Source organism: Streptomyces sp. NPDC000941, assembly GCF_053599555.1.
Window position 1 is genome coordinate 1 of record NZ_JBSFMM010000161.1, and the last position, 26,335, is coordinate 26,335.

Annotated in this window: 23 protein-coding genes; 18 read left to right on the forward strand and 5 right to left on the reverse strand. The window is 68.6% G+C overall.

What is annotated here, in order from left to right:
• Nucleotides 1-423: 423 nt before the first annotated feature.
• The 3 genes from ACWDSL_RS37290 (at nt 424) to ACWDSL_RS37300 (ending at nt 4,727) form a co-directional block, all read left to right on the forward strand.
• Nucleotides 424-1,431 carry a right-handed parallel beta-helix repeat-containing protein gene (locus ACWDSL_RS37290; protein ID WP_450492388.1) on the forward strand — a complete coding sequence of 336 codons (1,008 nt, stop codon included), beginning with the start codon at nt 424-426 and terminating at the stop codon, nt 1,429-1,431.
• 814 nt (nt 1,432-2,245) lie between these two features.
• Nucleotides 2,246-3,055, forward strand: a complete 810-nt coding sequence (locus ACWDSL_RS37295) for a hypothetical protein (protein ID WP_450492389.1) — start codon at nt 2,246-2,248, stop codon at nt 3,053-3,055.
• Between the two features lie 157 nt (nt 3,056-3,212).
• Nucleotides 3,213-4,727 carry an IPT/TIG domain-containing protein gene (locus ACWDSL_RS37300; protein ID WP_450492390.1) on the forward strand — a complete coding sequence of 505 codons (1,515 nt, stop codon included), beginning with the start codon at nt 3,213-3,215 and terminating at the stop codon, nt 4,725-4,727.
• Between the two features lie 28 nt (nt 4,728-4,755).
• Here the strand turns inward: ACWDSL_RS37300 and ACWDSL_RS37305 are convergent, their stop codons facing one another.
• Nucleotides 4,756-5,025, reverse strand: coding sequence for a hypothetical protein (locus tag ACWDSL_RS37305; protein ID WP_450492410.1), 270 nt, complete (start codon nt 5,023-5,025; stop codon nt 4,756-4,758).
• Nucleotides 5,026-5,058: 33 nt separating this feature from the next.
• On the reverse strand, nt 5,059-6,375 hold the full coding sequence (locus ACWDSL_RS37310; protein ID WP_450492391.1) for an alpha/beta hydrolase family protein: 1,317 nt from the start codon (nt 6,373-6,375) through the stop codon (nt 5,059-5,061).
• A 227-nt stretch (nt 6,376-6,602) separates the two neighbouring features.
• On the opposite strand from ACWDSL_RS37310, the gene ACWDSL_RS37315 reads away from it, so the two are divergent.
• From ACWDSL_RS37315 to ACWDSL_RS37325, 3 genes are all read left to right on the forward strand, one after another.
• A complete protein-coding gene (locus tag ACWDSL_RS37315; RefSeq protein WP_450492392.1) occupies nt 6,603-7,259 on the forward strand; it encodes a DUF4232 domain-containing protein in 657 nt (218 codons plus the stop codon).
• 40 nt (nt 7,260-7,299) lie between these two features.
• A complete protein-coding gene (locus ACWDSL_RS37320; protein ID WP_450492393.1) occupies nt 7,300-7,572 on the forward strand; it encodes a type II toxin-antitoxin system Phd/YefM family antitoxin in 273 nt (90 codons plus the stop codon).
• Nucleotides 7,573-9,051: 1,479 nt separating this feature from the next.
• Nucleotides 9,052-9,885: a hypothetical protein gene (locus ACWDSL_RS37325; RefSeq protein WP_450492394.1), complete on the forward strand. Its 834-nt coding sequence runs from the start codon at nt 9,052-9,054 to the stop codon at nt 9,883-9,885.
• Nucleotides 9,886-9,902: 17 nt separating this feature from the next.
• On the opposite strand, the gene ACWDSL_RS37330 is transcribed toward ACWDSL_RS37325, so the two are convergent.
• Nucleotides 9,903-10,118 (reverse strand): DUF6011 domain-containing protein, encoded by a 216-nt coding sequence (locus tag ACWDSL_RS37330; RefSeq protein ID WP_450492395.1) that lies wholly within the window; start codon nt 10,116-10,118, stop codon nt 9,903-9,905.
• A gap of 117 nt (nt 10,119-10,235) precedes the next feature.
• Between ACWDSL_RS37330 and ACWDSL_RS37335 the strand changes: the two genes are divergently transcribed.
• The 10 genes from ACWDSL_RS37335 (at nt 10,236) to ACWDSL_RS37380 (ending at nt 24,699) form a co-directional block, all read left to right on the forward strand.
• Complete coding sequence (locus ACWDSL_RS37335; protein ID WP_450492396.1) at nt 10,236-10,625, forward strand: VOC family protein; 390 nt, start codon at nt 10,236-10,238, stop codon at nt 10,623-10,625.
• 256 nt (nt 10,626-10,881) lie between these two features.
• Nucleotides 10,882-11,505: a hypothetical protein gene (locus ACWDSL_RS37340; protein ID WP_450492397.1), complete on the forward strand. Its 624-nt coding sequence runs from the start codon at nt 10,882-10,884 to the stop codon at nt 11,503-11,505.
• Between the two features lie 312 nt (nt 11,506-11,817).
• Nucleotides 11,818-12,981, forward strand: coding sequence for a mandelate racemase/muconate lactonizing enzyme family protein (locus tag ACWDSL_RS37345; RefSeq protein WP_450492398.1), 1,164 nt, complete (start codon nt 11,818-11,820; stop codon nt 12,979-12,981).
• A gap of 263 nt (nt 12,982-13,244) precedes the next feature.
• Nucleotides 13,245-14,228, forward strand: coding sequence for a zinc-dependent alcohol dehydrogenase (locus tag ACWDSL_RS37350; protein WP_450492408.1), 984 nt, complete (start codon nt 13,245-13,247; stop codon nt 14,226-14,228).
• A 230-nt stretch (nt 14,229-14,458) separates the two neighbouring features.
• Nucleotides 14,459-15,475 (forward strand): hypothetical protein, encoded by a 1,017-nt coding sequence (locus tag ACWDSL_RS37355; RefSeq protein ID WP_450492399.1) that lies wholly within the window; start codon nt 14,459-14,461, stop codon nt 15,473-15,475.
• Between the two features lie 36 nt (nt 15,476-15,511).
• Nucleotides 15,512-16,618, forward strand: coding sequence for a multiple monosaccharide ABC transporter substrate-binding protein (gene chvE / locus ACWDSL_RS37360; protein WP_450492409.1), 1,107 nt, complete (start codon nt 15,512-15,514; stop codon nt 16,616-16,618).
• A gap of 17 nt (nt 16,619-16,635) precedes the next feature.
• Complete coding sequence (gene mmsA / locus ACWDSL_RS37365; protein ID WP_450492400.1) at nt 16,636-18,198, forward strand: multiple monosaccharide ABC transporter ATP-binding protein; 1,563 nt, start codon at nt 16,636-16,638, stop codon at nt 18,196-18,198.
• The gene (mmsB, locus tag ACWDSL_RS37370; protein ID WP_450492401.1) at nt 18,195-19,427 is read left to right on the forward strand and encodes a multiple monosaccharide ABC transporter permease; all 1,233 of its coding nucleotides are present in this window, start codon (nt 18,195-18,197) and stop codon (nt 19,425-19,427) included. Before mmsA ends, mmsB begins: the two co-directional genes overlap by 4 nt.
• Nucleotides 19,428-19,468: 41 nt before the next feature.
• Nucleotides 19,469-20,647, forward strand: a complete 1,179-nt coding sequence (locus ACWDSL_RS37375) for an aldose epimerase family protein (protein ID WP_450492402.1) — start codon at nt 19,469-19,471, stop codon at nt 20,645-20,647.
• A 65-nt stretch (nt 20,648-20,712) separates the two neighbouring features.
• Nucleotides 20,713-24,699, forward strand: coding sequence for a trypsin-like peptidase domain-containing protein (locus tag ACWDSL_RS37380; protein WP_450492403.1), 3,987 nt, complete (start codon nt 20,713-20,715; stop codon nt 24,697-24,699).
• Nucleotides 24,700-24,739: 40 nt separating this feature from the next.
• Here the strand turns inward: ACWDSL_RS37380 and ACWDSL_RS37385 are convergent, their stop codons facing one another.
• The gene (locus tag ACWDSL_RS37385) at nt 24,740-24,949 is read right to left on the reverse strand and encodes a DUF397 domain-containing protein (RefSeq protein WP_450492404.1); all 210 of its coding nucleotides are present in this window, start codon (nt 24,947-24,949) and stop codon (nt 24,740-24,742) included.
• On the reverse strand, nt 24,946-25,782 hold the full coding sequence (locus ACWDSL_RS37390; RefSeq protein ID WP_450492405.1) for a helix-turn-helix domain-containing protein: 837 nt from the start codon (nt 25,780-25,782) through the stop codon (nt 24,946-24,948). The genes ACWDSL_RS37385 and ACWDSL_RS37390 overlap by 4 nt, the downstream gene beginning before the upstream one ends.
• Before the next feature lie 106 nt (nt 25,783-25,888).
• Here ACWDSL_RS37390 and ACWDSL_RS37395 point away from each other — a divergent pair, with 106 nt between their 5' ends.
• The gene (locus ACWDSL_RS37395) at nt 25,889-26,050 is read left to right on the forward strand and encodes a hypothetical protein (protein ID WP_450492406.1); all 162 of its coding nucleotides are present in this window, start codon (nt 25,889-25,891) and stop codon (nt 26,048-26,050) included.
• Nucleotides 26,047-26,319, forward strand: a complete 273-nt coding sequence (locus ACWDSL_RS37400) for a hypothetical protein (protein ID WP_450492407.1) — start codon at nt 26,047-26,049, stop codon at nt 26,317-26,319. The genes ACWDSL_RS37395 and ACWDSL_RS37400 overlap by 4 nt, the downstream gene beginning before the upstream one ends.
• The last annotated feature ends 16 nt before the right edge of the window (nt 26,320-26,335 follow it).

A 26,335-nucleotide genomic window follows, 5' to 3' on the forward strand; every position in this document is an offset into this window, starting at 1 on the left:
ATTACGGGGGCTCCGGGGGGATCGGGACGCTCCCCCCTTCACTGCGTCGACTGCGACTGCTTGCGCACCGCCCCGTCGTACTCACCGGAGCTGAGGGCCTGCGGATGGTTCCCACCGGGCCGTCGGAGGTCTTCGCGGTAGCGGTGGCTCCGCCCGGAAGGCACTGCCTGAGCGGTGGCCGCCGCAGATGTGCACGGCTAAGCTGCGGTTTCCGTCTCTCTGGGCACGTGGTGTCACCCACCTGCACCCGAGCGGATGCCGACCCCCGGCGCTCCACTCAGGCTGATCTTGCTGCTTCGAGCCATCCGGATTCCAGCAAGGCGAAGGAGACACCTCGTGCGACTTGTGACAACCCTCCGCGGTCTCGTCCCGGTCATGATGCTGGCGGCGTCGGCGTGGAGCGGCCCCGCCCCGGCGGTGGCCGTGGGCGCCGACGGCGGGGGTGGTGGCGGAGGTGGCGAGCGTCCCGAAGTGGCCTGTGGGGATGTCGCCGGGCTGATCAGTGCCATCAACGATGCCAACAGCGCGGGGTCAGGAGCGATCGTGCTGGCGCCGAACTGTGCCTACACCCTCACCGGCCCCGCGGTGTCCCCCGGCACGAACGGACCTGACGGACTGCCGGCGATCACGGGAAATGTGATCCTCATCGGCGCCAACACGACCATCAGCCGAGGTTCGAGCACCGCCTTCCGTATCGCGGAGGTCGTTCCCGGGGGGACCCTGGACCTCCAGGGCATCACGATCTCCAACGGATCGGCCACCACCACCGGCGCGGGTATCAACGGCGGCGGCATTCTCGACGCGGGAACACTGATGCTGACGTCGAGCGTAGTGACCGGAAATACGGCGAGCAACGTCGGGGGCGGTATCGAGGTCGCGAACAACGCCTCATTGACTCTCAACTCCAGCGAAGTGACCAACAACACCACTGGCGACGGCGGAGGAATTCACATCAACACGGGCGGTTCGCTGACCGCCATCGGAAGCCGGATCTCCGGCAACACCGCCGCCGACTCGGGCGGCGGAATCTCCAACTTCGGAAACATGACACTGGCGTCGGTGGATGTACAGGGCAATCACGCCCTCAACTTCGAGGGTGGCGGGATCACCAGCAACGGCGGAAGTGTCACGATGAGTTCTGGTTCCATCAGCGGAAATACATCCGGAAGTGATGGCGGCGGTATCGCGAACTTCGGCAGCCAACTGCTCGTGCAATCCGTCACCGTAACCAACAACACCGCCGGGCAGAACGGCGGTGGCCTGTACAACGACTCGGGCGCCGCCCAGCTCATCGGCGACCAGGTGACCGGAAACACGGCAGGCGGCCAGGGCGGAGGAATTTTCGTGGCCGGCGGAACGGTGACGCTGCCAGGGACCACTGTGACCGGCAACAACCCGAACAACTGCGTTCCCGGTCTTCCTGGATGCTGAAACCCGGACGCCGATCGATCCGACGGTGGATCCCGAACAGCGAGGCTCTGGAAGGACTTCCTTCCAGAGCCTCGCTCATCGACCGGGCTGGAGACCGACTTGTTCGCGGAGTTCGTACTGGCTCGTTACGCCGCTGAGCTGAGTGATGACACCAGTTCTGCGCAACGTGGCTCAGGACACTTGGCCGGCTGTGGGGCAGCGGCCCTGAGCCTCGAACGACTCCGCATCAACCGGACGCTGGAGGAAGCGCTCGCGCACGGCGGCTACCCCCGTGCAAGCGCAGTTCCCGGGCGCGTCGTTGACAGCGGTGGGCTGGTCGCCCTGGGCACGGACGCGCCGCTGCGGCCGGTGGGGCTCCACCTGCACTTGGGCTGCGGGCGGTACACCGATACGTGAACGGGAGTGACGCACTTCCGGCACACAACAAGTCCGTGAAGGCTCTTAAACAGGTTTTCACATCAACTCCCAAGTGCTCCAATTGCACCTGCCGCGCGTATCGCCCGACTGCTTTACTCAAATCAAGCGAGATTGACAGCGCGGTCAGGTACCAACCCTGATGCGCTTCACATCGTGACCTGCTTCTTCGGAGTGCCGGCCTCGAGGCAGCGGGTCATCACGCCAAGTCGCCGCAACCGGTCGCGTCGGCACAGCCCCGGCCTCGGCGACCCCGGATCCTAAGCGGTCCGCAACTCTGCCGCCCCTCCGCGATTCCACATCCCGGCCGCACGGCCGGATTCCCCGCGTGGTCGCTGACCGCGCACGTCACCGGTCTGCCCGGCTCCGCAGGGCAGAGTCCACGACCAAGGAGAGAACCATGGCAACCATCGTGACGCTGAACGATACGGCCACCAGCTCCAACCAAGGCAAGTCCGGGGACACGCTCCAGATCCAGAACCCGGCCGGCGGCCTGCTGGGCACCAACAAGGTGAACTTCGGGACGAAGACGATCACCACCGGCCTGAGCGTCACCGCCACGCAGGTCTCCGTCACCATCCCCACGGGGCTGTGCGCCGGCCAGGTGTCCGTCAGCGTGGTCAACACCTCCAACGTCACCAGCAACACGCTGCCCTTCTACATCATCACCAAGCCGAGCGTCTCGGGCCTGAGCGTCACCAGTGGCGCGATCGGCGCCGGCGCCACCACGCTCAACATCTTCGGCAGCGGTTTCACGACCGCGACCGGCGTCACTTTCGGCACCGACGCAGCCACCATCAACTCCATCACGGACAGCGTCCTCAACGTCACCGCGCCCACCGCCGCACACACGATGGTCAACGCGTGCGTCGACACGGTGAACTGCGTCGTCACCGGCTTCGGCGGGTCGTCCACTCCGGTCAGCAACCTCGCCCAGTACTCGTTCTACGACACCCCGGCGATCACATCGCTGAGCTCCGCGAGCGGCACCGCGAACGACACCATCAACGTCAACGGCACCTGCTTCGTGGATGTCGTCTCGGTGACCTACACCGACTCCGCAGCCGCCACTTTCCCGGCGAGCTTCACGCCCCAGGGCCAAATCCTGGTCACCACCACCGTGCCCACCGGAATGGCTCTCGGCGCCGGGACCATCACGGTCACCACGCCCGGCGGGAACTCCAACGCCCAGGCGTTCACCGTCACCTGATCCGTCCGCCCACGAGCGGGACTCGGCGGCACGGCCGTAGCGCCGCCGACGCGTCCGCGTCCCGTGGCACAAGGCGAGCATGACACCACCGCCGCGCCCTGGCCGACCCATGTCCGCCAGGGCGCGGCCCTCCTGAGAGGCGAAGAAGGAGAGCGTTATGGCCCCACCTGTAGTGACCAGTGTCAGTCCCAACCAGGGCTCTCCGTCTGGAGGCACCCCCGTCAGCATCACCGGTACCGGTCTCACCGGAGCCGCTCAGGTCAGGTTCGGCTTCAGCTTCGCCACCAACGTGGTCGTCGTCAACGACACTCTGATCACCGCCAGAACCCCCGCAGGCAGCGGCACGGTCAATGTCACGGTCACCACCCCCAACGGCACCAGCACCCAGACCGTCCCGTTCACCTACGCCACCACCCCGGCCCCAGTCCTCAGCAGCCTCAACCCGCCTTCCGGTCCCACCACAGGCACCAACACCGTCACCATCAACGGCACCAACCTCACCGGCGCCACCCAAGTCCTCTTCGGCCCCAACGCGGCAACCATCCTCACCAACACCGCCACCCAAATCACCGTCACCGCCCCCGCAGGCACCGGCACCGTCAACGTCACCGTCACCACCCCCGGCGGCACCAGCAACCCACTCACCTACACCTACACCACCACCCCCGCCCCGCATCTCAACAACCTCAACCCGACCTCCGGCCCAACATCCGGCAGCAACACCGTCACCATCAACGGCACCAACCTCACCGGCGCCACCCAAGTCCTCTTCGGCCCCAACACGGCAACCATCCTCACCAACACCGCCACCCAAATCACCGTCACCGCCCCCGCAGGCACCGGCACCGTCAACGTCACCGTCACCACCCCCGGCGGCACCAGCAACCCACTCACCTACACCTACACCACCACCCCCGCCCCGCATCTCAACAACCTCAACCCGACCTCCGGCCCAACATCCGGCAGCAACACCGTCACCATCAACGGCACCAACCTCACCGGCGCCACCCAAGTCCTCTTCGGCCCCAACACGGCAACCATCCTCACCAACACCGCCAACCAGATCACCGTCACCGCCCCCGCGGGACCGCCATCCGCCGTCAACGTCACCGTCACCACCCCCGGCGGCACCAGCAATCCGCTGCCGTACTTCTACATCGCCGCCCCGACCGTCACCGATCTGTCCCCACATTTCGGCCCGGACACCGGCACGAACACCGTCACCGTCTTCGGCACCAACCTGACGCTCACCAGCGCCGTCACCTTCGGATCGACCCCGGCTTCCAACATCAATGTCATCTCGGACAGCCAGCTGACCGTCACCGCCCCGAGCGGTTCCGGCACCGTCGTCGTCACCGTCACCACGCCCGGCGGCACCAGCACGGTGGGGACCGGCGACCCCTATTACACCTATCTCGGCGCGCCTGTCATCAACACCCTGACTCCGTCGCACGGCCCGGACTTCGGCGGCAACACGGTCACCCTCACCGGCGCGAATCTGACCTACACCGACTCTGTGACCTTCGGGGGTGTTGAGGCATCGTTCGCCGCAATCTCGGACTCCCAGGTCACCGCGACAGCCCCGGGCGGGTCACCCGGCTCGGTCAACGTCAGGGCGCATACCCCGGCCGGCTACAGCAACCTCGTCCCCTACCTGTACGACGTGTCGTGATCCGGACACGGGGCCGCCGACCACCGAGTCAGTGGGTGGAGGAGTACGCCACCACACCGCGCAGCAGCGCGTCGACCGCCCGGCGGGCGGCGCGCGCCACCGTGCCGCCCTCCGGGCGGCCGCGGCGATCTGGCCCAACACCAGCGCCACACAGGTGCTGTTCGGCGCGAACGCGGCCACCTTCTTCACCGTCAACTCCGCCACCCCAGATCACCATCACCGCCCCGTCCTCGGCCCCCGGGGCCGCCCAGGTGAACGTGGTCACCCCGGGCGGCACCAGCAACAACCTGACCTTCACCTATGTGCCCCCGCCCGGGTGAGTCTCAGGTGCTCAGCCGATGAACCGGACATCTGGGTGGCTCGGCGTGGGCCCGTCCAGCACCGGCCGGTGCAGCCCGCGCAGATGCCGGTCGAAGAACGCCGTGAGGTAGGCCCGACGGCTCGCCGTGAAACGGGCCGGGTTCACGGTGCCGATCATCTGCTTCCGCATCCCGTCGGGCAGCGTAAGGCGCTCGGCGAGGGCCGGGAGGACGATCTCGTAGTCGGTGAACGAGTTGTGCTCGGCGGCCTGCGTCCACAGATCGCGCTTCCAGCCCGTGGAGTTCTGCCACAGCGCCCGCCAGGAGGGCGAGTGCTCATGGGTGTGCGGCAGCCGCCCCGACGTGGTCGCCAGCCACGCCCCCATCAGCAGAAACGGCCGGTCGAGCCCGCTGTGGGCGACCGGCAGCAGCAGATCGGGGTCGGTCCAGTCGTACCCCAGCGGCCCGTCCAGGTTGACCCCGGCCCGGATCCGGCGGTCAAGACGCATGGCCTCCGCCGTCGTCATGCCGCCGAGCGAGTGGCCGAACATCCCGACCCGCGCCATGTCCAGCGCCGCACCGAGCCCGCTGGGCAACTTTCGCCCCCCGGCGTCGGGGTTGCCACCGCGCGCCAGCACCTCAAGCCGGTCCAGTACGAACCGGACGTCGGCCACCCGCACCTCCAGCGCCGCCTTGTTGCGGTCGGCGACCGGCTCGATCTTGCCGATCTCCGGCGACGCCTCGGCGACCCTCCCGTCGGGGAACTCCACGGCGTGCGCCTCGTAGGTCGGGTCGACCGTCACCACGACATAGCCCTGGCCGGCCAACTCCACCACGGCGCTGGTGTCCAGCGTGCGCTCGTTGTACATCCCGGGCGAGTACAGCACCACGGGCCTGCGCCCAAGACCGCGCGCCACCCCCGCCCCCTCACGGGCGTGCGTGGTGAACCCGGCCCAGTCGATGGCCCCGGCCTCGACCTTGAGGATCTGCGCGGCCCCCGCCCCGAACGCCTCGGCCGCCCCCGGCCGCATATACGGCGCCGACGCCCCGTCCGTCTCCCGCCGCGCCGGGTACCACACGCTCACCATGAGCTCCCGGTCGCCGGGCCCCCACCGCTCCTTCCGCCCCTGGTCCACCAGGTGCAGCTCGACCATCCCGACCGGGTACGGGCCGGTGGGCGCGGGCAACTCGACCCGTATGGCATCACCGGCGGCGGCCTTGCCCTTGCCACCCTTGTGGCCCTTGCCCGAGGTCACCGCTCCGGAGGCGATGGAGGCGGTCCCGAGGGCCGCCGCGGCCCCCGTGGCGGCGAGGCCGCCGATCAGTTGACGCCGTGAGAGTCGGGACACGGCAGAAGTCATCAGTCGCATGCCCCGACTCTGGCCCGGCGCGCTGCCCCCGCCCCACTGTCGATCGCCAGGTACGCGTCTGACTTTCGTCGGATACGGGTTGCTGGGACCTCGCTCGAACTCATGGCCGACCGTGCGAGGATGCCGCCATGACGACACATGGCCGTATCAGCGAGAGACCGACGGACCCGGACCCGGTCAGACCCCGTAGGTCAACTCCCCGCATTGTGGTCGCACTTGGTGCCACGGCGGGTCTGCTCGGCCTTCTCACCGCCTGCGGCAGCAAACCCGCCTCCGAGGCGGTCGCGGCACCCGCGCCGCCTCCCGCCCCGCACGCCGAAACCCTCGACCCCGACCAACCCCGCTACGGCGATCGGCCGACCGCCGCCCCCTCCGCGCCGCCCACCTGCCCGGGGTCCGGGGTGTACGTCCAGGCCGAGGAGCCGAGCGCCGCGATGGGGCTGCGCGCCATGTCCCTGACGCTGACCAACTGCGGCAAGGACACCTACACGCTGAAGGGCTATCCGACCGTCCGCGTCCTGGACGAGGACGGAAAGCCGCTGGATGTCCGCGTCAAGCATGGATCCGCGGGCATCGCCACCCTCGACAACTTCGACGCCGCGCCTAAGCAGGTGACGCTGCGGCCCAAGGAGACGGCGGTGGCGGGCCTGGTGTGGCGGAACACCGTGACCGACCCGACGACCCCGGCCGTCAACGGCAAGGCGCTGGACGTGGCCCCGACCGAGGGGAGCCCCCGGCAGACCGTGACCGAACTGATCGACCTCGGCAACACCGGCACGCTGGGCGTCAGCCCCTGGTACACCCCGGAGCAGCCCTCCACGACGACCCCCACATCGAAGCCCTCTCCCCGCCGAAGCGCCTGAATCGCCACGATGTACACGCCTCTGTGCGTACATTGCCCGTATGGGCGAGAACACTGTGACCGTGCGGGAAGCCCGAGCGCACCTGGCCGACCACATCAACCGCGCCGAGCAGGGCACACCCACGGTGATCACTCACAACGGGGTGCCGGTGGCGGCTGTGGTGCCCATCGCGGAATTCGAGGCGTTGGAAGAAGCAGCCGATGTCCTGCTGGCCCATGAAGCAGCAGCGGTCCTGGCCGAAGGCGGCCCCACCACAACCATGGCCGAGCTGCTGGCAGACCTGTTCGCCGAACCCACCCAAGGTGCCGAGTGAAGTACACGTTCCGGTTCGCCGCGGCGGCCGGCGCGCCGTCTACCGCGGCATCTGAGAGACACGACTCGCGGTCACCGGCGGCTTCGGCGCCCTCGCGGACCGGCTCATGCGAGGAGGGTAGCCAACGCCCGTCGGCTACCCTCGCCGCTGCTCAGTCGCCGTCGCTCAGTCGCCGTCGAGCTCGATGTCGATGCCCATGTCCTCCAGGGCGTCTTCCAGCTCGTCGAGCGCCTCGTGGACCTCGTCCTCCTGGTCATCGGACACTGCGGTGGTCCGCCTTTCTCGCAAGAAACGCACAGGGGCCTCGCGGCTGCGACGCCGCCCGTATCATACGCAAGGACGTTCGACCACAAGGCAGTTGACGCCACCGTTACTTCAGCCGGACCTCGTCATAGCGGCCCGCCACGACCCTCGCCACCTGCCCGAAGCAGCAGAAGCGCCCGCACCTCCGGAGTACGGCCACGCCCCGCCCATGACGACCCGCCCGGCACGAAGGCGGCCCAGTGCGTTTCGGCTCGTGCGGGTGCGGCTTTCGTCTCGGACCCTCCGAGTCCAAAGCACCAGCGACAAGGGGAGGGGGCGGCCGGCCCGGTGCCCTGGGCCCGGTGGGCGGCTGAACTCAGAGCAGGCTCCGCTGCGCTCCGCCGCAGCTGCTGCCGCGCGGTGGCCGGCCGGTCGGTCCAGCGGTGCGCTCGGCTGGGGGCGCGCGAGCGTGACGTACGGGCCGGCGATCGCTGGACGGCATGGTCCGGACGCCGCACTCGCGTATCGTCTCGCGCCTTCGGCGCACAGCGGCCAACAGCGGGAAGGAGAGGGGCGCCGAGGCATCGTCGCCGTCCAGCCCAAGGGGTCGTCACCGGCTCGCGGGCGGGGACGGTGGCGGATGGCCGCCGGAAGCGGTGGGCGTCGGTCCGCTTCGGGTCCTCCACCCACCTGCCCCTAAAAAGTGCTTGCTCTCCATCAAATACCGCATCAAGTGGTTTTCCGAGAGGGGGTGGAGGGAGAGCCCAACCGGAGCGGCGTCCACCGCTCCAGGCGATCCTCGGCCGCTCCGTCACCCGCCGGCCGGTGACGACCCCTTGGGCTGGACGGCGACGACGCCCCCGGCACCCCTCCCCTTCCCCGCTGCTGGCCGCAGTGCGCCGAAGGCGCGAGACGATACGCGAACGCGGCGTCCGGACCATACCGACCAGCGGCGTTTGGCCCGTACGTCACGCTCGCGCGCCCCCAGCCGAGCGCACCGCTGAACCGACCGGCCAAGCCACCGCGCGGCAGCAGCTGCGGCGGAGCGCAGCGGAGCCTGCCCTGAGCTCAGCCGCCCGCCGGGCTCAGGAATCAGGACACCGGACCCACCGCCCCCTTAGCCGTGATCGTCACAGCGCCCGCCGGCCAGCGCGCGGAGTCCTGGTGAGCCGGTCAGGGGGCGGCGCCCGGGCCGGGCCACCGCCGACATCATGAAGCCGCTGACATCATGAAGCCGTGTCGAACATCTTCACCGACGCCATCCGGGTCCACGCCCGCCCCGGCGACCGCATCGACGCCGTAGAGGCGCAGTGGATCACCTGGATCCTGCTCGGCCGCCGCGGCTCGTACCACGTCCCGGTCCTGATCCGGCGCGAGCCGGAGGGGGCTTACGTCGACATCCAGTACGGCTCGGGCAAGAGCCCCGACATCGTGAACTTCTGCGCGGACCACGCCCCGTATCTCTACGGCGCCATCTGGGGCCGCCATTACAACGAAGGTCGCGACCGCGACGTGATCTGGCAGGACGACGTCAATGACGGCCCGTACCGCTATTGCCGTTACGGCTTCGACGAAGTGCGCGTCACGACCACCGACGGCCGCCCGCCCGTCGCCCCCGAAGCGCCCTGGCACCGCCACCCCGACGGCTCATGGCGGCTGTCCGTCAACGGCAGCTACCTCACCGGCAACTGCCGCCAGGCCGATGTCGGCCCCATGGCCACGCCCACGACCCCGCTGCCCGACCCGCCACCGACGGCCCTGCCCACCCCCACCACCCCGAACGACTGGGGCGACCCCCTCAGCGCCGTCGACCCCCTCTGGCTCACCCCGCTCGCCGACGAGCACCCGACGGCCACGCTGATCGAGTACCGCTGGCGGGGCCGCATCGTCCACCGCGCCCGCGAGGACGACGACTGGGACGGCCCCTCCTGGCAGCATCGCAGCGCCGACGACTGGGACAACTGCCTGGACCCCGACTTCCTCCGCGCCACCGGCGCGACCGATCTGCTCGCGCCCGACGAGGTCTACGCGCGCGACCGCGCGGAGTGGGAGCAGCGCGCAACGCGCTGACGGCGGCGCGCATCCCGTCAGATCCCCGGCAGCGTCTCCTGCTCCACATCATGCGCGGGCGGCCTCGGCGCACTGCGCACCGCGAGCTTCGCCCGACACTCGTCCCCCAGCCCCCACAACCGCGCCTCACGCCCGCGCAGCGGCCGCCCGCACATACGACAAGTGACGCGGCGGCGCGGAGCGCTGGGCTCCTCGCCGAGGCCGGGCAGCGTGGTGGGGTCGTCGGCGGTCATGACTCTGGTGTACCAGGTGAGGCCCGGACCGCCATAGGCGCTCAATCTCTATACGCAGTACGATGTACTGTGTATAGAGAAACTGAGCGAATGCGATCTTGTAAGGAGAGAGAGCCTGTGAAGGTCACCTCTTGTGCCCTGTCCCTCAACGTCGACGATGTCCCCGCCTCCAGCGCCTTCCTCGTCGAGCACTTCGGCTTTCATGAGGAAATGGCGGCCGACGGCTTCGCGTCCCTGACCCGCGACGACCTGGCCATGAACGTCATCTTTCTGCGCCGCGGCCTTGAGACCCTGCCCGCCGACCAGCGCGACGAGCACGCCGCCGGTCTGATCGTCGCCTTCGTCGTCGAAGACCTCGAGGGCGAGCTGGCCCGCCTGCGGGCCGAGGGCGTCACGATCACCATGCCGCTGACGGAGGAGGAGTGGGGCGAGCGCGCCTTCCAGGTCCGCGACCCCAACGGCGTCATCGTCCAGCTCGTCGACTGGAACGGGCCCACCAGCAACTGAGGCGGCTGAACTCGACCGGGGATACTTTGACGGTCAGTCAACACATCATGACGCGTCGAACCCCGCATGCAGTTGGGACATCTCACCCATGAGTCACAGTCAGCCCCCGCCGCAACCGTACGGTGTGAACAACGCTGCCGACCCAGGACAACAGGGCTACGCCTACCCGCAGGCCCCCACACCTTCCGGCTGGCCGGGGTATCCCCCCGTCCCTCCGCAGGTTGGTGGCACCAAGCGGAAGAACATCGGCATCGCGATGGGCGTGCTGGCCGCTGTTGGCGTGATCATCGGCAGCTTCGCGGTGTTCGGCGGGGGCGGTGACGGAACCGAGACCGTGCCCGACGACGGAAAGCGCTACGAACTCACCGCACCGGACGCCGTCCTGGGGGAGTACAAGGCCTGGTGGGACTCAGCCCAAGAACAGGACGCGGCGAGTGACGAGGCGGTTGCGCTCGGCGTCAGCAACGGGAAACGCATCATCAACACCTGGTCGACAGTCGACACAACCGACCCCGACTCGGACTTCGACAACAACAAGAGCATTGTCTTCATCGGCTTCTACGGCGATGTGGACGATCCAGAAAAGTCCGTTGACGCGTACTTCGACATCGTTCAGCGCGGATCGCGGCTCTCCGAAACCCTCGGCGACAAGGAGAAGCAGTCACCGAGGGGGTTCAGGAACGGGATCATGAAGTGCCAGTACCGGAAAGCCGACGCCGAGCCCGGCCAGCCGGAGATCACCCCCTTGTGCGTCTGGGGCGACCACAGCACGGTTGGCATGGTGACCGTGGTCGATGCCACCAAGGAGAAGCTGTCCCTTGAAGAGGGCGCCAGGATCGCGGCTGATCTGCGGAACGCGATCCGAGTAGAGATCGAGTAGCCGGCGGACGGCCGGTCCTGCTGAGCCGTGCCGGCACGGAGCGTGAGCACCACTGGGCAGCATGCGACTGAGGGGCGGTGCGCCGCCGAGGGCAAGGGCCCCGGCGGCGCACCGCCCCTGTATCTGTTCGACAACGAAGCCGCTGTCGCCCCGCGCGGACCCCGACACAAACGTGAAAATCATTCGACAACCATTCGACGCATGGCCATTGACACCCCTTACGCCCGGTGACTACCGTCACGCCAGGATTTCGAACGTGTGACGAAATATCGAACAACACACACCGCACCACTCGCGAAAGGGCAGACCGCCTTGCGCATCACCGGAATCAGTACGCATGTCGTCGGCACCCCCTGGCGGAACCTGACCTACGTGCAGGTCCACACCGACGAAGGCATCACCGGCGTCGGTGAGACCCGCATGCTCGGCCGCACCGACGCGCTGCTCGGCTATCTCCGTGAAGCCGAGGCCAACCACATCGCCGGGTCCGACCCCTTCGCCGTGGAGGACCTTGTACGGCGGATGAAGTACGGCGACTACGGCCGTGCGGGCGAGATCGTGATGTCGGGGATCGCCTGTATCGAGATGGCCTGCTGGGACATCAAGGGCAAGGCACTCGGTGTGCCCGTCTGGCAGCTGCTCGGCGGCAAGGTGACCGACAAGGTCAAGGCGTACGCCAACGGCTGGTACACGACCGAGCGGACGCCGGAGGCCTACCACAAGGCCGCCCAGGGGGTCGTGGAGCGCGGTTACAAGGCGCTGAAGATCGACCCGTTCGGCACCGGGCACTTCGAGCTCGACCACAAGGAGACCTTGTACGCGGTCTCGCTCATCGAGGCCGTGCGGGACGCGATCGGCCCGGACGCCGAGCTGATGCTGGAGATGCACGGCCGCTTCTCCCCCGCCACCGCCGTCCGCCTGGCGAACGAGCTGGCCCCCTTCAAGCCGGCCTGGCTGGAGGAGCCGGTGCCGCCGGAGAACCTGAAGGCGCTGGAGAAGGTCGCGGCCAAGGTGGACATCCCGGTCGCCACCGGTGAGCGGATCCACGACCGCATCGAGTTCCGCGAACTCTTCGAGAGTCAGGCCGTGGACATCATCCAGCCGGACGTCGGCCACATCGGCGGCATCTGGGAGACCCGCAAACTGGCCGCCACCGCCGAGACCCACTACATGCTCATCGCGCCGCACAACGTCGGCGGGTCCGTGCTCACCGCCGCCTCCCTCCAGGTCGGTTTCGCCTCGCCCAACTTCAAGATCCTCGAGCACTTCAACGACTTCGCCGACTCGGAGATCAAGAAGGTCGTCAAGGGCGCCCCGCAGGTCGTGGACGGCTACTTCGAGCTCTCCCACGCCCCCGGCCTCGGCGTCGAGCTGGACACCGACGCCGCCGCCGAGTTCCCGCAGCAGCAGGCCCGGTTCGACCTGTGGGCCGAGGGCTGGGAGAAGCGGGACCCCAAGCGGCCGGACAGCGAGTGAACGCGGCCGGCGAGTAAACGCGATCAGTGCATAGGGAAATCCCTCGACCCGCGCCAAAGGGGTGGACGAACGCGATTCCCGCGGCGGCGAGGGGGCAGAACACGCCCGGCGGAGACGACAGCGCCTCCGGCGGGAGGGCCCACCCGGCCCCCGTCCGGGGCGGGGCAGGAACGGAGCTAGATGTGAGCGGCACAGAAGACGCCCCCGTAAGAGAGGACGCCACAGAGGACGCCCTCGTACTCGACGGGCCGGGCAGCCACCGGCTGGAGACCCGCCCCGTCGCCGAGCCCGCGCCCGGGGACGCGCGGGTGCGGGTGTACGCCTCCGGGATCTGCGGCAGCGACCGCGAGATCTACCAGGGGAACCGGCCCGAGGGGTATGTCCGCTACCCGATCACCCCCGGCCACGAGTGGTCGGGCACGGTCGAGGCCGTCGGGGCCGGGGTGCCGGCCGCGCTGGTCGGCCGGAAGGTGGTCGGCGAGGGGTTCCGCAACTGCCAGGTGTGCGACCGCTGCCACGCCGGGGACACCACGCTGTGCACCGCCGGGTACGAGGAGACGGGCTTCACCCAGCCGGGCGCGATGGCCACCACCCTCACCCTCCCCGCCCGTCTGCTGCATCCGCTCGCCGACGACGCCGACCTGTCCGCCGCCGCGCTGCTGGAGCCCGCCGCCTGTATCGCGGCCGCCGCACTCAAGGCGAACGCCCAGCCGGGCGAGCGGGTCGCGGTGGTCGGCACCGGCACCCTCGGCATGATCGCGGTCCAGTTCCTGGCCGCCGCCTCCCCCGCCGAGCTGCTGGTGATCGGCACCCGCCGGGACCGGGAGGAGCTGTCGCTGTCCTTCGGCGCGACGGCGTTCCACACCCGGGACGCACTGCCCGAGGCCGAGGCCGGGACGTACGACATCGTTATCGAGACCGCGGGCTCAGCCTCCGCGGCCCGGGAGTCCGCCGCGCTGCTGCGGCGCGGCGGGCGGCTGGTGCTCACCGGCATCCCGGCGGCGGGCGCGGACGGCCTGGACCCCACCGACCTGGTGGTGCGCCAGCTCGAGGTGCAGACGGTCTTCGGGGCCCCGCCCGCCGCCTGGGCACACGCCGTACGGGTCTTCGACGCCGGGCTGCTGTCCCTGCTGCCGCTGGTCACCCATGAGCTGCCGCTCACCGGCTTCGGCACCGCGATCGACCTGGTCGGCAGCGGCGATCCCAAGGTCGGCAAGGTCCTGCTGCGCCCGCAGGGCCTCCCGTAGTCGCGTCGGTACGGGCCGCCCTGACACGGCCCGTACCGGCGTGCACCCAACGACCTGAACAATTACCCGAACTTACCCTCAAGTACCCAATCACCCGAATGTCATTCGAAATACCGGACAACGGTCAGATGTCAGACGAACCCCCCGCACCACCCACCCCGGACAACGACGTGCCGGGCAGCACAGCAGCCGGATGCCGAAACACCGGCCATCACTCCACAAGGAGCACCGTGACCGCCGCCTCAGCCACCACCTCCGGCCCCCGTCGCCCCGCCGACGCGGCCCTCGCGTCGCTCGGCCACTCCGCACCCGCCACCGACCCCGCCGACGCCTCCCCGCACTCCTTCCCGGACGGCGGCAGCTGGCGCACCGAGGTCCCCTCCGTGGAGGGGCCCGAGGCGCTGGCCACCGTGTTCAAGGAGGCCGGCCGCCTCGATGTGCCGATCCACCGGATCAGCCAGGGCAGCGGCGTATGGATGCTCACCGACTCCGAGATCACCGAGATGGTGGAGTCCTGCGCCGAGCGCAACGCCGAGCTGTGCCTGTTCACCGGCCCGCGCGGCACCTGGGACATCGGCGCCGCCACCCGCACCGACTCCCGCGGCGGCGGCTTGCGCGCCCGCGGCCATGACGCGGTCGCGGGCTGTGTCGAGGACGCGCTGCGCGCCGCCTCGCTGGGTGTCAAGTGTCTGCTGGTCGCGGACGAGGGTGTGCTGTGGCTGCTGCACCAGCTGCGCGAGCGCGGCGAGCTGCCGGCCGACACCACCTTCAAGCTGTCCGCGCTGGTCGGCCCGGTCAACCCGGCCTCGTTCGCGGTGTACGAGCAGCTGGGCGCCGACTCCATCAACATTCCGTCGGACCTTACGCTGGAGCACCTGACCGAGATCCGCCGGGTCTCCGGCGCGCCGATGGACTTCTATGTGGAGGCCCCCGATGACCTGGGCGGCTTCGTCCGCATCTACGACGCCGCCGAGCTGATCCGCCGCGGCGCCCCCATCTACTTGAAGTTCGGGCTCAGCAAGTCCCCCGGCATCTACCCCTACGGCGCCCAGCTGCGCGATGTCGCACTGAACAGCGCACGTGAGCGGGTACGCCGAGGCCGGCTCGTGCTCGACATGCTCGCCCGGCTGGGCGCGGACGGCGGGATGTCCCCGCTGGGCGCCCGGCTGCCCGGGCCGCTGCGGCGCTTCGCCACGGCGCAGTCGGCGCAGTCGGCGCAGTCACAGCCCGCGCCCCAAGAATCCTGAGCCACGGACGTACAAGGGAAGGACGACCCGATGATCATGCGTAAGGCCAGAGCGGTACGAGCCTTGGCGGCACTCGCCGCCCTGCTCACGCTCTCGCTCACCGCCACCGCCTGCGGTCAGGAGGCGGTCGGCGGCAGTCGCTACAAAGGCGGCGACAGCAACACGATCGGCATCTCGATGCCGGTCAAGACCTCCGCGCGGTGGATCGCCGACGGCAAGAACATGGTCAAGCAGTTCCAGGCGGCGGGCTACAAGACGGACCTCCAGTACGGCGAGGACGACGTCCGCACCCAGGTGGCGCAGCTGGAGAACATGGTCACCAAGCAGTACAAGCTGCTGGTGATCGCGCCCATCGACGGAACCGCGCTGACCGATGTGATGCAGAGCGCCCACGACGCGAACATACCGGTGATCTCCTACGACCGGCTGATCCTGGGTTCGAAGTACGTCGACTACTACGCGACCTTCGACAACTTCAAGGTCGGCGTGCTCCAGGCCTCGTACCTCGTCAAAAAGCTCGGACTGACCGAGGGCAAGAAGGGCCCGTTCAACATCGAGCTGTTCGCCGGTTCGTCGGACGACAACAACACCCGGTACTTCTTCAACGGCGCGATGAGCGTGCTCAAGCCATACCTCGCCGACGGGCGGCTCGTCGTCCGCAGCGGCCAGACCAAGCTCAACCAGCTGTACACGGCGAAGTGGAGCGGCAAAGACGCCCAGGACCGCATGGAGAACCTGCTCAACAAGGCGTACAGCAACGCTGACCTCAACGCCGTGCTCTCGCCGTACGACGGCATGTCCATGGGCATCCTGTCCGCGCTGCAGGGCGTCGGCTACGGCACGAAGTCCAAGCCCTACCCGTTCGTGTCCGGCCAGGACGCCGAGCTCCCCTCCATCAAGTCCATCATCCGCGGCGAGCAGACCCAGACCGTCTACAAGGACACCCGTAAGCTCGCCAAGGCCACCGTCCAGATGGCCACCGCGAAGCTGGACGGCGGCAAGCCCCAGGTCAACGACACCAAGTCGTACAACAACGGCAAGAAGATCGTGCCGGCCTATCTGCTCAACCCGGTCAGCATCGACAAGTCCAACACCCAGCTCCTCGTAAAAGAGGGCTACTACACCGCCGGCCAGCTGAAGTAGGGATGGAGGCCGGGAACATGAACCACATTCTCGAAATGCACTCCATCACCAAGACCTTCCCCGGGGTCAAGGCGCTGTCCGACGTCAACCTCCGCATCCGCGAGGGCGAGATCCACGCCATCTGCGGGGAGAACGGCGCCGGGAAGTCGACCCTGATGAAGGTGCTCAGCGGGGTCTACGCGCATGGCAGCTACGACGGGGAGATCCAGTTCCAGGGGGAGGTGTGCGCGTTCAAGGACATCAAGGCCAGCGAGCAGCGCGGCATCGTCATCATCCACCAGGAACTGGCCCTGATCCCGTACCTGTCCATCGCCGAGAACATCTTCCTGGGCAACGAACACGCCAAGGGCGGCCTGATCAGCTGGAACGAGACCCTCAAGCACGCCAAGGCGCTGCTCAAGCGGGTCGGGCTGACCGAGTCCCCGCAGACGCGGGTCGCCGACATCGGGGTGGGCAAGCAGCAGCTCGTGGAGATCGCCAAGGCGCTCTCCAAGGAGGTGAAGCTGCTGATCCTGGACGAGCCGACCGCGGCGCTCAACGACGAGGACAGCGGTAAACTCCTCGACCTGCTGCTGGAGTTCAAGGCCCAGGGCATCTCCTGCATCATCATCTCGCACAAGCTGAACGAGATCCGCAGGGTCGCCGACTCCGTCACCATCCTGCGCGACGGCCAGACCATCGAGACCATGGTCGTCCGCGAGACGCCGGAGTCACAGCCGCAGGTGTCCGAGGAGCGCATCATCCGCGGGATGGTCGGCCGGGATCTCGACCACCGCTTCCCCGAGCGCACCCCGTACGAGGGTGACGACGCCTCCGAGGTGGCCATGGCCATCGAGGACTGGACCGTACGCCACCCCATCGACCAGCAGCGCAACGTCGTGGACGGCGTGTCGCTGAACGTCCGGCGAGGCGAGATCGTGGGCATCGCCGGCCTCATGGGCGCGGGCCGCACGGAGCTGGCGATGAGCGTCTTCGGGCGCGCCTACGGCCGGTACACCGGCGGCCGGGTCTACCGCGACGGCAAGGAGGTCCGTACCCGCACCGTCCCGGAGGCGATCGAGCACGGCATCGCCTATGTCACCGAGGACCGCAAGCACTACGGGCTCAACCTCGAGGACACCATCAGCCGGAACATCTCGCTCTCCTCGCTGGCCAAGGTGGCGCGCCGCGGCGTGGTCAACGAGCACGAGGAGTCGCGGGTGGCCGAGCGGTTCCGCAAGACGATGAACATCAAGGCCCCCACGGTCTTCGAGCAGGTGGGCAAGCTCAGCGGCGGCAATCAGCAGAAGGTCGTGCTGAGCAAGTGGATCCATGTGGGTCCTGAAGTGCTGATCCTCGACGAGCCCACCCGTGGCATCGACGTCGGGGCCAAGTACGAGATCTACACGGTCATCAACGACCTGGCGGCGCAGGGCAAGGCCGTCGTCTTCATCTCCTCGGAGCTGGGCGAGTTGCTGGGAATGTGCGACCGGATTTACACGATGGCGGCTGGGCGGCTGACCGGGGAGGTACCGCGGGCCGAGGCGACTCAGGAGGTTCTGATGCGCCACATGACCAGGGACAGAGGAGACGAAGGATGAGCACGGCGACCCAGGACGTCAAGAGCCCGGCCCCACCACCGGAGGGCGGTTCCCCGAACATCGGGACGCTGCTGGTGCAGAGCCTGCGGGGCAATGTGCGCCAGTACGGGATGCTGGTGGCGCTCGCGCTGATCATCGTCATCTTCCAGATATGGTCCGACGACATCCTGCTGCGGCCGCTCAACGTCACCAACCTGGTGCAGCAGAACGGCTACATCCTGATCCTCGCGATCGGCATGATGATCGTGATCATCGCGGGTCATATCGATCTGTCGGTCGGATCGCTGGTCGCGTTCGTCGGCGCCTTCGCGGGCGTGCTGATGGTCAACCACGATGTGCCGTGGCCACTCGCGGTCATCCTCTGTCTGCTGGTCGGCGCGGTGGCCGGGGCATGGCAGGGCTTCTGGATCGCGTACGTCGGGATCCCGTCCTTCATCGTCACCCTGGCCGGCATGCTGGTCTTCCGTGGCGGCACCCAGATCCTGCTGGACGGGCAGTCCCTGTCGCCCTTCCCGGAGGGCTTCCGGAAGATGAGCATCGGCTTCATCCCGGAGATGGGCCCGTACACGCAGTACCACAACCCCACCATGGTCATCGGCCTCGCGGTGTGCGCGGCGGCCGTCTGGCAGGAGTGGCGGAGCCGGCAGCAGCGTGCGGCGTACGAGCTGGACGTGATGCCGCTCAGCCTGTTCTACGTCAAGTGCGCCGCGATCGTGGCCGCGGTGATGGCCTTCGCCATGACCCTCTCCAGCTGGCACGGCGCGCCGGTGGGTCTGCTGATCCTGGCCGGCCTGATGGTGATCTTCACCTTCGTGATGCGCAACACCGTCGTCGGACGGCATGTGTACGCCCTGGGCGGCAACCAGCCGGCGGCCAAGCTGTCGGGTGTCCGGGACAAGCGCGTCACCTTCATGGTCTTCGTCAACATGGGCCTGCTGGCCGCGCTCGCCGGCCTGGTCTTCACCGCCCGCCTGGGCTCCGCCACCCCGAGCGCGGGCCTCAACTTCGAGCTCGAGGCCATCGCCGCCGCGTTCATCGGCGGCGCCTCGGCGAGTGGCGGCGTCGGCACGGTGCTGGGCGCGATCATCGGTGGTCTGGTGCTCGGTGTGCTCAACAACGGCATGTCGCTGGTGGGCATCGGCACCGAGTACCAGCAGGTCATCAAGGGCCTGGTGCTGCTCGCCGCGGTGGGCTTCGACATCTGGAACAAGCGCAGGGTCGGTTCGTAGTAAGTCCGTCTTCCCTTACTCATGATGGAGCCGAACACCACATGACCACGAGCAGACGCACACTGATGACGGCGGCAGCGGCCGCCGGGCTGGCAGCCACGGCCGTCGGTACGGGCACGGGCACGGCTTACGCGAAGGACGCCAAGGGCGCGAAGGGCGGCGGACGAGCAGTGAAGGAACACTTCGGAACGCTGGCCGACGGCACCAAGGTCGACCGCTGGACGATCGAGAACGGCCGCACCCGGCTCTCCGTACTCACCTACGGCGGCATCGTCCAGTCCCTGGAGATCCCCGACCGCCACGGCCGGCTAGGCAATGTGTCGCTGGGCTTCGCCGACCTGGACTCGTACGTGGCCGGCAGCCCGTACTTCGGCGCCCTCATCGGCCGCTACGGCAACCGCATAGCGAACGGCAAGTTCACCCTCGACGGCCACGCCTACCAACTCCCCGTCAACGACGGCCCCAACAGCCTCCACGGCGGGGACAAGGGCTTCGACAAGCGGGTCTGGTCCATCGAGCCGTTCGAGGACGGCGCCAACGTCGGCCTGACCCTGCGCCGGGTCAGCCCCGACGGCGAGATGGGCTACCCCGGGAAGCTGACGGTACGCGTCGACTACACCCTCACGCCGGCGGGCGACTGGCACATCGACTACGAAGCCACGTCCGACAAGCCCACGGTCGTCAACCTCACCAACCACACCTACTACAACCTGGGAGGCGAAGGCACCGGCTCCATCTACGACCACCGGCTCCAGATCGCCGCCTCCCGCTACACCCCCGTCAACAAGACCCTGATCCCGACGGGTGAGCTGGCGAAGGTCGCCGGCACGCCCTTCGACTTCCGTCGGTCGAAGGCCGTCGGCCGGGACATCCGCGAGGCGCACCAGCAGGTGCTCTACGGGCAAGGGGTCGATCACAACTTCGTGCTGGACAAGGGCATCACGAGCCGCCCGGAGCACATCGTGACGGTCAGCGAGCCGGAGTCGGGCCGTGTGATGCGGATCGCGACGACGGAGCCGGGTGTGCAGTTCTACACCGGCAACTTCCTGGTCGGGACGCTGGCGGGCACATCGGGGCAGGTCTACCGGCAGGGCGACGGCTTCTGCCTGGAGACCCAGCACTTCCCCGACTCGCCCAACCAGGCCGGCTTCCCGTCGACGGTGCTGCGGCCGGGAGAGACATACCGGTCGACGACGGTGCACTCGTTCTCGACGCGCTGAGCGCGTCTTTCGCTCCCTCCCACCCCGCGCGATGGCCTTAGAGTGCGGGGCGGGAGGGAGTTCGCATGCGGGGTCTGGACCCGGGCCGGGTCGCGGAGGTCATCGTCGAGCGCGGTGACGGGCTGCCGGGTGAGCGCGGATCGGGGTACCTGATCACGGAGCGTACGGTGCTCACCGCCGCGCATGTAGTGGCGGATGCCGCCACCATCCAGCTCAGGTTCCGCGCGGACCAGGAGGGCGCGTGGAGCGCGGACGGGGTCGTCGTGTTCACGGCCCCGCACATCGATATCGCGGTGGTGTCCCTCATGGACACCCCGGACCTCCCTCCCGTCCCAACGGTCACCTTCGGCAGACTGGTGGACGCCGACGGCGAACTCCCCTGCTCGATGATGGGTTTCCCACGCTTCAAGCTCCGCGAGGACGCGCCCGGATCGGGTTCGCGTTTCCGAGACGCCCACCACCAGCAGGGCACCATCTCCCCTTGGTCCAACACCCGCCAGAAGACCCTCTCCATCCGGGTCGACGCCCCCGCCCCGGACCCCGACCCCGAGGTGTCCCCCTGGGAAGCGATGTCGGGTGCGGCGGTGTGGAGCGAGGGCCATCTCATCGGCGTCGTCATCGAACACCACGCCTCCGAGGGGCTGGGGCGGCTCACGGCCTCGCGGGTGGACCGCTGGCACGAGGCGCTGAGCGAGGCGGAGTCGGCCCAACTCGCCCTGTTCACCGGCTTTCCCGCGCGGCGGGAGGGGCTACGGGAGGTCCGCGTGCCCGCCGGGCGCGCGGAGCAGCGGGCGGAGGCCATACGGGCCCTGCTGAGCGCCGAGCGCACGGACTCCGACGTCCAGCCCTACCGCTTCCTCGACGCCGACGCTCCTGCTCTGGAACGGGTCTATGTCCACCAGCGGGTGGTGGAACACACCGAAGCGGCCGCCCCCGAGCCCATCCCGGCCGAGGAGATCCTGGACCGGCACCGGCATGTGCTGATCGAGGGCGAGGCGGGAGCGGGCAAGTCGACGTTCACGCAACGGGTGGCGCGGCGCGGCGCGGACGCGCCCGGGGCGCGAGAACACGCCGTACGCATCCCCGCCGTCGACCTGGCCCACGGCGCCCCGCTGCCCTCTCTGCTTCGCGACTCGGTGCAGCGGCGGCTGGGAGGCCACTTGGGGACCGAACTCCCCCACGACCTCTTCGAGTCGAGCGGCGACGGTGGCTGGCTCCTCTTGGTCGACGGCCTGGACGAGATCGTGGACACGGCGGCGCGGCGCCGCGTGATCTCCATCGTGGCGGCCAACGCGTCGGGCCCGTACCGCTGGGTGGTCACCACCCGCTTCCTGCCCGCGCACGAGCTGTCCCCCTTGCGCGACGCGGGCCTGGCCTCGTACGCCCTCGCCCCCTTCGACGAGTCCCAGCTCCGCGAGTTGGCCCGCCGCTGGCTGGACGGGAGCCCTGAACGCGCCGAGGACTTCCTACGGGAGGTCGAGCGCAGCAGGCTGCGGCAACTGGTCCGCACGCCCCTGGTCGCGGCCATCACCCTGTCGATCTTCCGCCGAGCGCCGGAAGCCGGGCTTCCGACCGGGCGCCCCGGCCTCTACCACGACTGCGTCCGCTACCTGCTTTACGCCCGTCCAGAGGACGAGGAACGCCGGGCCCGCTTCCTTCGGGCGGTGGCGCAGGCGGGTGGCTCACGGCGGCTCGCGGAGTGGCTGTACGGCGCGCGTGTCCCGCTGCTCACCGCGCTCGCCCACAACACGCTGACGGCTGACGCACCGCTGCTGGAGGAGGCGCTGCGGTGGATCGCGCAGCAGGCCGACGAGCCCACGGACTTTCTGCACGGCTGGCGTGAGGTGGTCACCGGTCTGCTGAGCGGCACGGGGTTGTTGTTGTACGAGCGGGGCTCGGGCGAGCTGCACTGGGCTCACCGCAGCTTCGCGGAATACCTGGCCGCGCACGACACGGCGAGTCGGCTCCCCGCCGATTGGCCGGGAGCGGAGCCACTGCGGGACGAGTTGGTTCGGGACGCGTTGCGGGGAGAGCGGCGGGACTTCGGGGTGCTGGCCATCGCGTGTTGGGCGAGGCGGGCGGGGGCCGATCCGGAGGGGTTGGTGGGGTGGCTGCTGCGGATCAGTGACGACTACCACCTCTTTGGCAAGCGCCAAGAGGTCAGCATCGCCGTCCTGGGCGGGGACAGCAGTGTTCCGGACGACCACGCAGCGCTGGCCGGGCGGCTGCTGTCGGAGGGGGTGCGGGTGCCCGATGCCCTCACTACCTCGGTGCTGAACCGGCTGCTCGAGAGGGCCAATTCTTCCTGGAACGCACAGGAGTTCTGCGCTCTGATCGCCGCCCAGCCCATGCGCGACGCGGCATACCAGGCCCTGGTGACCATGGCCGACAACGATCGGCTCAGCATCACCGCGCGCTCAGGTGCCGTCGTTGCACTCGGACGCATCTTCGGTTTCGAGGCCGCGCTGGCAAAGGCCGAGCGTCTTCTGGCGTCGCGGCATTTTGAGCACACGACTTATGCGTTGCCGAACTCCGGGAGAACCTGGAGCGGTCCGGTCAATGAAGGACGGATCGCCGCGGCATACCACCTGCTGGCCCTGGGCAGCCGGATCCACGGCCCCGTGCGACGTGTCCTCACCGATGTGTCACTGCGGGCCGACGACGACCTGGGGCGTTTCCTCCTTGGCAACTGCGCTGTCGCACTGGGTGACACGGTATCGCTGCTGCGCCTGCTGGACCTGCCCCCCGACAGTGACCGGCTGCCCAACAAGGACGACATGCGGCTACTGATCCAGGCGGGTGCGTATGACACAGCGGACTCCATGACCGACGCGCTCTTCACCACGCTCGAGGATTGGCCGCCCACTGACAGCGACAGCCGCATGTGGAGGGGCGAGCGGGAGTACTGGCCCGCGGACATCGTCCAGGCTCTGTGTGCCGCTGCCGAAGCGTACTTCTCCGCCGGACGGGATGAGGCGGCCGCGGCTGTCGCACGGCGGATCCTCGGCGCCCCTCTCCCGTCCGACGAATTGAACGCCACCCCGTACACCGTGCTGGTGCGAACGGGCGTACTGGAGCCGGCCCTCGCCGCACTGGCTCCCGGACAGGACGGCACCTCACCCCCGCTGTGGGGGCCCTACTGGGCCGAAGTCGCCCGCACGCTGCATGGCGAGGGTTATGTCGACGAGGTACGGAACGCCACGGAGGCACGCCTCGCCCATCCCATCCCATTGGGCGAGGCGGTGGAGATCGCCAAGTACCTCGTATGGGCTGGAGACCCGAGGGGTCTGAAGGCGCTGCTAACCATCGCCGACCACCCCGACACTGAGGTCTCAATTGCTCTGCGCGCGGTCCAGGACCTGCTCGGCGGAGAGTTCCACGCGGTGGCGGTCGACACGCTCATCGCACTGTCTCGGCGGCCGGTATCGGGGGATGCGGGACTGGACATCGCCCGGCTCCTCGCCGGTGCGGGGGTGGAAGACGAGGCCAGCCGCCTCGCGCTGACCCTGGTGCGCGCGTGCATGGGCGATCCCGACACCTGGGAGATGGCGGCTCTCACCGAGCCCCTGCGACTGCTGTCCGCGCTCCGCCCCGAGGAGGGACGGGCCCTGCTGCTCGAAGCGGCCGCCTCCCCCGACCTGCCCACGCATGACTTGGCGGATCTGGTCCGGATGCTGGAGCGGTGCGGCGAGCGGGAGGCTCTGGAGGATCTGCTCCGGCGGTGGTCAGCTGTGGTCACGCAGGACTACGAATTCATGTGGCTCGGCGACTTTCTGGCACGCTACGGCAAGAAGGGCGAGGCGGCAGCCGCGTACCGGAAGGCGCTCGCGGTGCGTGCGGGCCACACCGAACTCCGCAGCCTGTACGAGGTCAGGGAGGCCGTGGACGCGCTGCGCTCTCTCGGCGCTCCCCTCACCCCGGAAGACGTCTCCGCGCTACGGACCGTGTACGCCTCACTCGCGCCGCCCGACACCGCCTTCTCGCGCCGCCAAGACGTCGAGTGGCTGGCCGCCCTGCTCGATCAGCTCACCGAAGGCATGGACGAAGGGTAGGTCGCCGTACGGTCGACGCGGTGCACCGTTCTCTTCGTGGTCAGGCGGCGGGGAACTCCCCGCCCTTGACGGCGGCGACGAACGACGACCAGGCGAACGACTCGAAGACGAGCGCCGGGCCATGCGGCTCCTTGCTGTCACGGACGGGGACTATGCCGCGCGAGGCGACGAGGTTGGCGGCAACCTCGACGCAGTTGCCGCCGTTGCTGCTGTAGGAGGACTTGAACCAGCGGGGAGATTCGGTCGTCACGAGATGCCCTTTCGTACCTGCTCGATCATGGCCACGGATTCCGCCTGCGACAGTGCTTCGGCCTGCAACTGATGGTATGCCGTCAGCATCGGTACGACAGCGGTGGTTTCGCGCTCCAAGTGCCCCCGTGCCTGTGACTCGGTGTACGCCATCACGGATCGGTCGCCCAGAGTAAGGAGGTTGACCGGCAGGTTGAACGATCGCCGCGCTCCTATCGCAAAGGGCGACACTTGCAATACCCAGTTGGGAAGAGAGGCGACTTCGACCAGTCGCCGTAGCTGACTCTCCATGACCCCGGCATGGCCGACCTCCTGGCGAAGACAGCTCTCATCCATCACGACAAGCACCATGGGAGGCCGGGGGCGCACCAGCGCGGCTTGCCTCTCCACAAGGAAGGACACGCGCTCCTCAGCTTGTTCGGGCGCGATGGCCCCGCGCTGCACGTCACCATCCGCGACCGTCCGCGCGTACTCAGGGGTCTGCAACAGACCGGGGATCAGCCCGATCTCAAACAGCCGGATCTCGACTGCCCGGCCCTCGAACCCAACGTACTCCGGGAAGCCCTCCAACAGACCGCCGTGTTTGATCTCGCGGTACTCGCGCTCGAACGACTCTGGCGTGCCCGCGATACCGAACGCCACGTCCACGCTACGCGAGAAACGGAGGGTTGGAGGCTTCCGACCATTTTCGACGGCCGAAATATGCACGCTGGAATATTCCGTACGTTCGGCAAGGATCTCTTGAGTCCAGCCACGAGCCTCCCGCGGGCTGCGTAAACGGGCCCCGTAGGCCGCCTCAGCGGAGGCGTCCGGGTTCAACTCGTTCTTGTTCATGGTCCGTTCGCTACCTTCCATTCCTCGCCGACACGTTGAACGGGTCTCCACCGTAGGCCACGCTGAACGCACTTGGTAGCGGAAACACTACGGAGAGGAGCGGCCGATGGCTGGCGAAACCATGAACCCGCCAGGACAGGCCGACGAACAGCACGAACCGCAGAGGCAGCAGGACAGCGGCGACCGGCCGACCCTGGAGGAACTGCGGCAGCAGTCGGTGGCCCTGGGCGAACAGATCGCTCAGCATCTGGCGCGGCGGTCGAAGTGACCCGCGCGCACTGGACCAGCATCCTGCCCAGCCTCACGGTCGGCATGGTGGTCTACGACCGGCACTACGACATGCCCGCGACCATCGCCGACTTCGACGGCCCGATGGTCTGCCTCACCCGCCCCACCGGCCTCAAATGGCGATCGCACTGTGCCTCGGTGCGACCGGCCACCGCATACGAGCAGCGCCAGCTACGCGCCATCGCCAAGCTTCACGCCCAGCGCCAACGAGGCATGGCCGGGACCGGCCAAGATCGCCGTTTGTGGTGAGTATGGGACATCGACA

Bases quoted from the DNA above. Each gene is read 5' to 3' on its own strand.
- ACWDSL_RS37380 (WP_450492403.1), top strand. From the start codon at position 20,713: ATGCGGGGTCTGGACCCGGGCCGGGTCGCGGAGGTCATCGTCGAGCGC.
- ACWDSL_RS37330 (WP_450492395.1), bottom strand. From the start codon at position 10,118: ATGACCGCCGACGACCCCACCACGCTGCCCGGCCTCGGCGAGGAGCCC.
- ACWDSL_RS37295 (WP_450492389.1), top strand. From the start codon at position 2,246: ATGGCAACCATCGTGACGCTGAACGATACGGCCACCAGCTCCAACCAA.
- mmsA (WP_450492400.1), top strand. From the start codon at position 16,636: ATGAACCACATTCTCGAAATGCACTCCATCACCAAGACCTTCCCCGGG.
- ACWDSL_RS37395 (WP_450492406.1), top strand. From the start codon at position 25,889: ATGGCTGGCGAAACCATGAACCCGCCAGGACAGGCCGACGAACAGCAC.
- ACWDSL_RS37390 (WP_450492405.1), bottom strand. From the start codon at position 25,782: ATGAACAAGAACGAGTTGAACCCGGACGCCTCCGCTGAGGCGGCCTAC.
- ACWDSL_RS37320 (WP_450492393.1), top strand. From the start codon at position 7,300: ATGGGCGAGAACACTGTGACCGTGCGGGAAGCCCGAGCGCACCTGGCC.
- chvE (WP_450492409.1), top strand. From the start codon at position 15,512: ATGCGTAAGGCCAGAGCGGTACGAGCCTTGGCGGCACTCGCCGCCCTG.
- ACWDSL_RS37375 (WP_450492402.1), top strand. From the start codon at position 19,469: ATGACCACGAGCAGACGCACACTGATGACGGCGGCAGCGGCCGCCGGG.
- mmsB (WP_450492401.1), top strand. From the start codon at position 18,195: ATGAGCACGGCGACCCAGGACGTCAAGAGCCCGGCCCCACCACCGGAG.
- ACWDSL_RS37340 (WP_450492397.1), top strand. From the start codon at position 10,882: ATGGGCGTGCTGGCCGCTGTTGGCGTGATCATCGGCAGCTTCGCGGTG.
- ACWDSL_RS37300 (WP_450492390.1), top strand. From the start codon at position 3,213: ATGGCCCCACCTGTAGTGACCAGTGTCAGTCCCAACCAGGGCTCTCCG.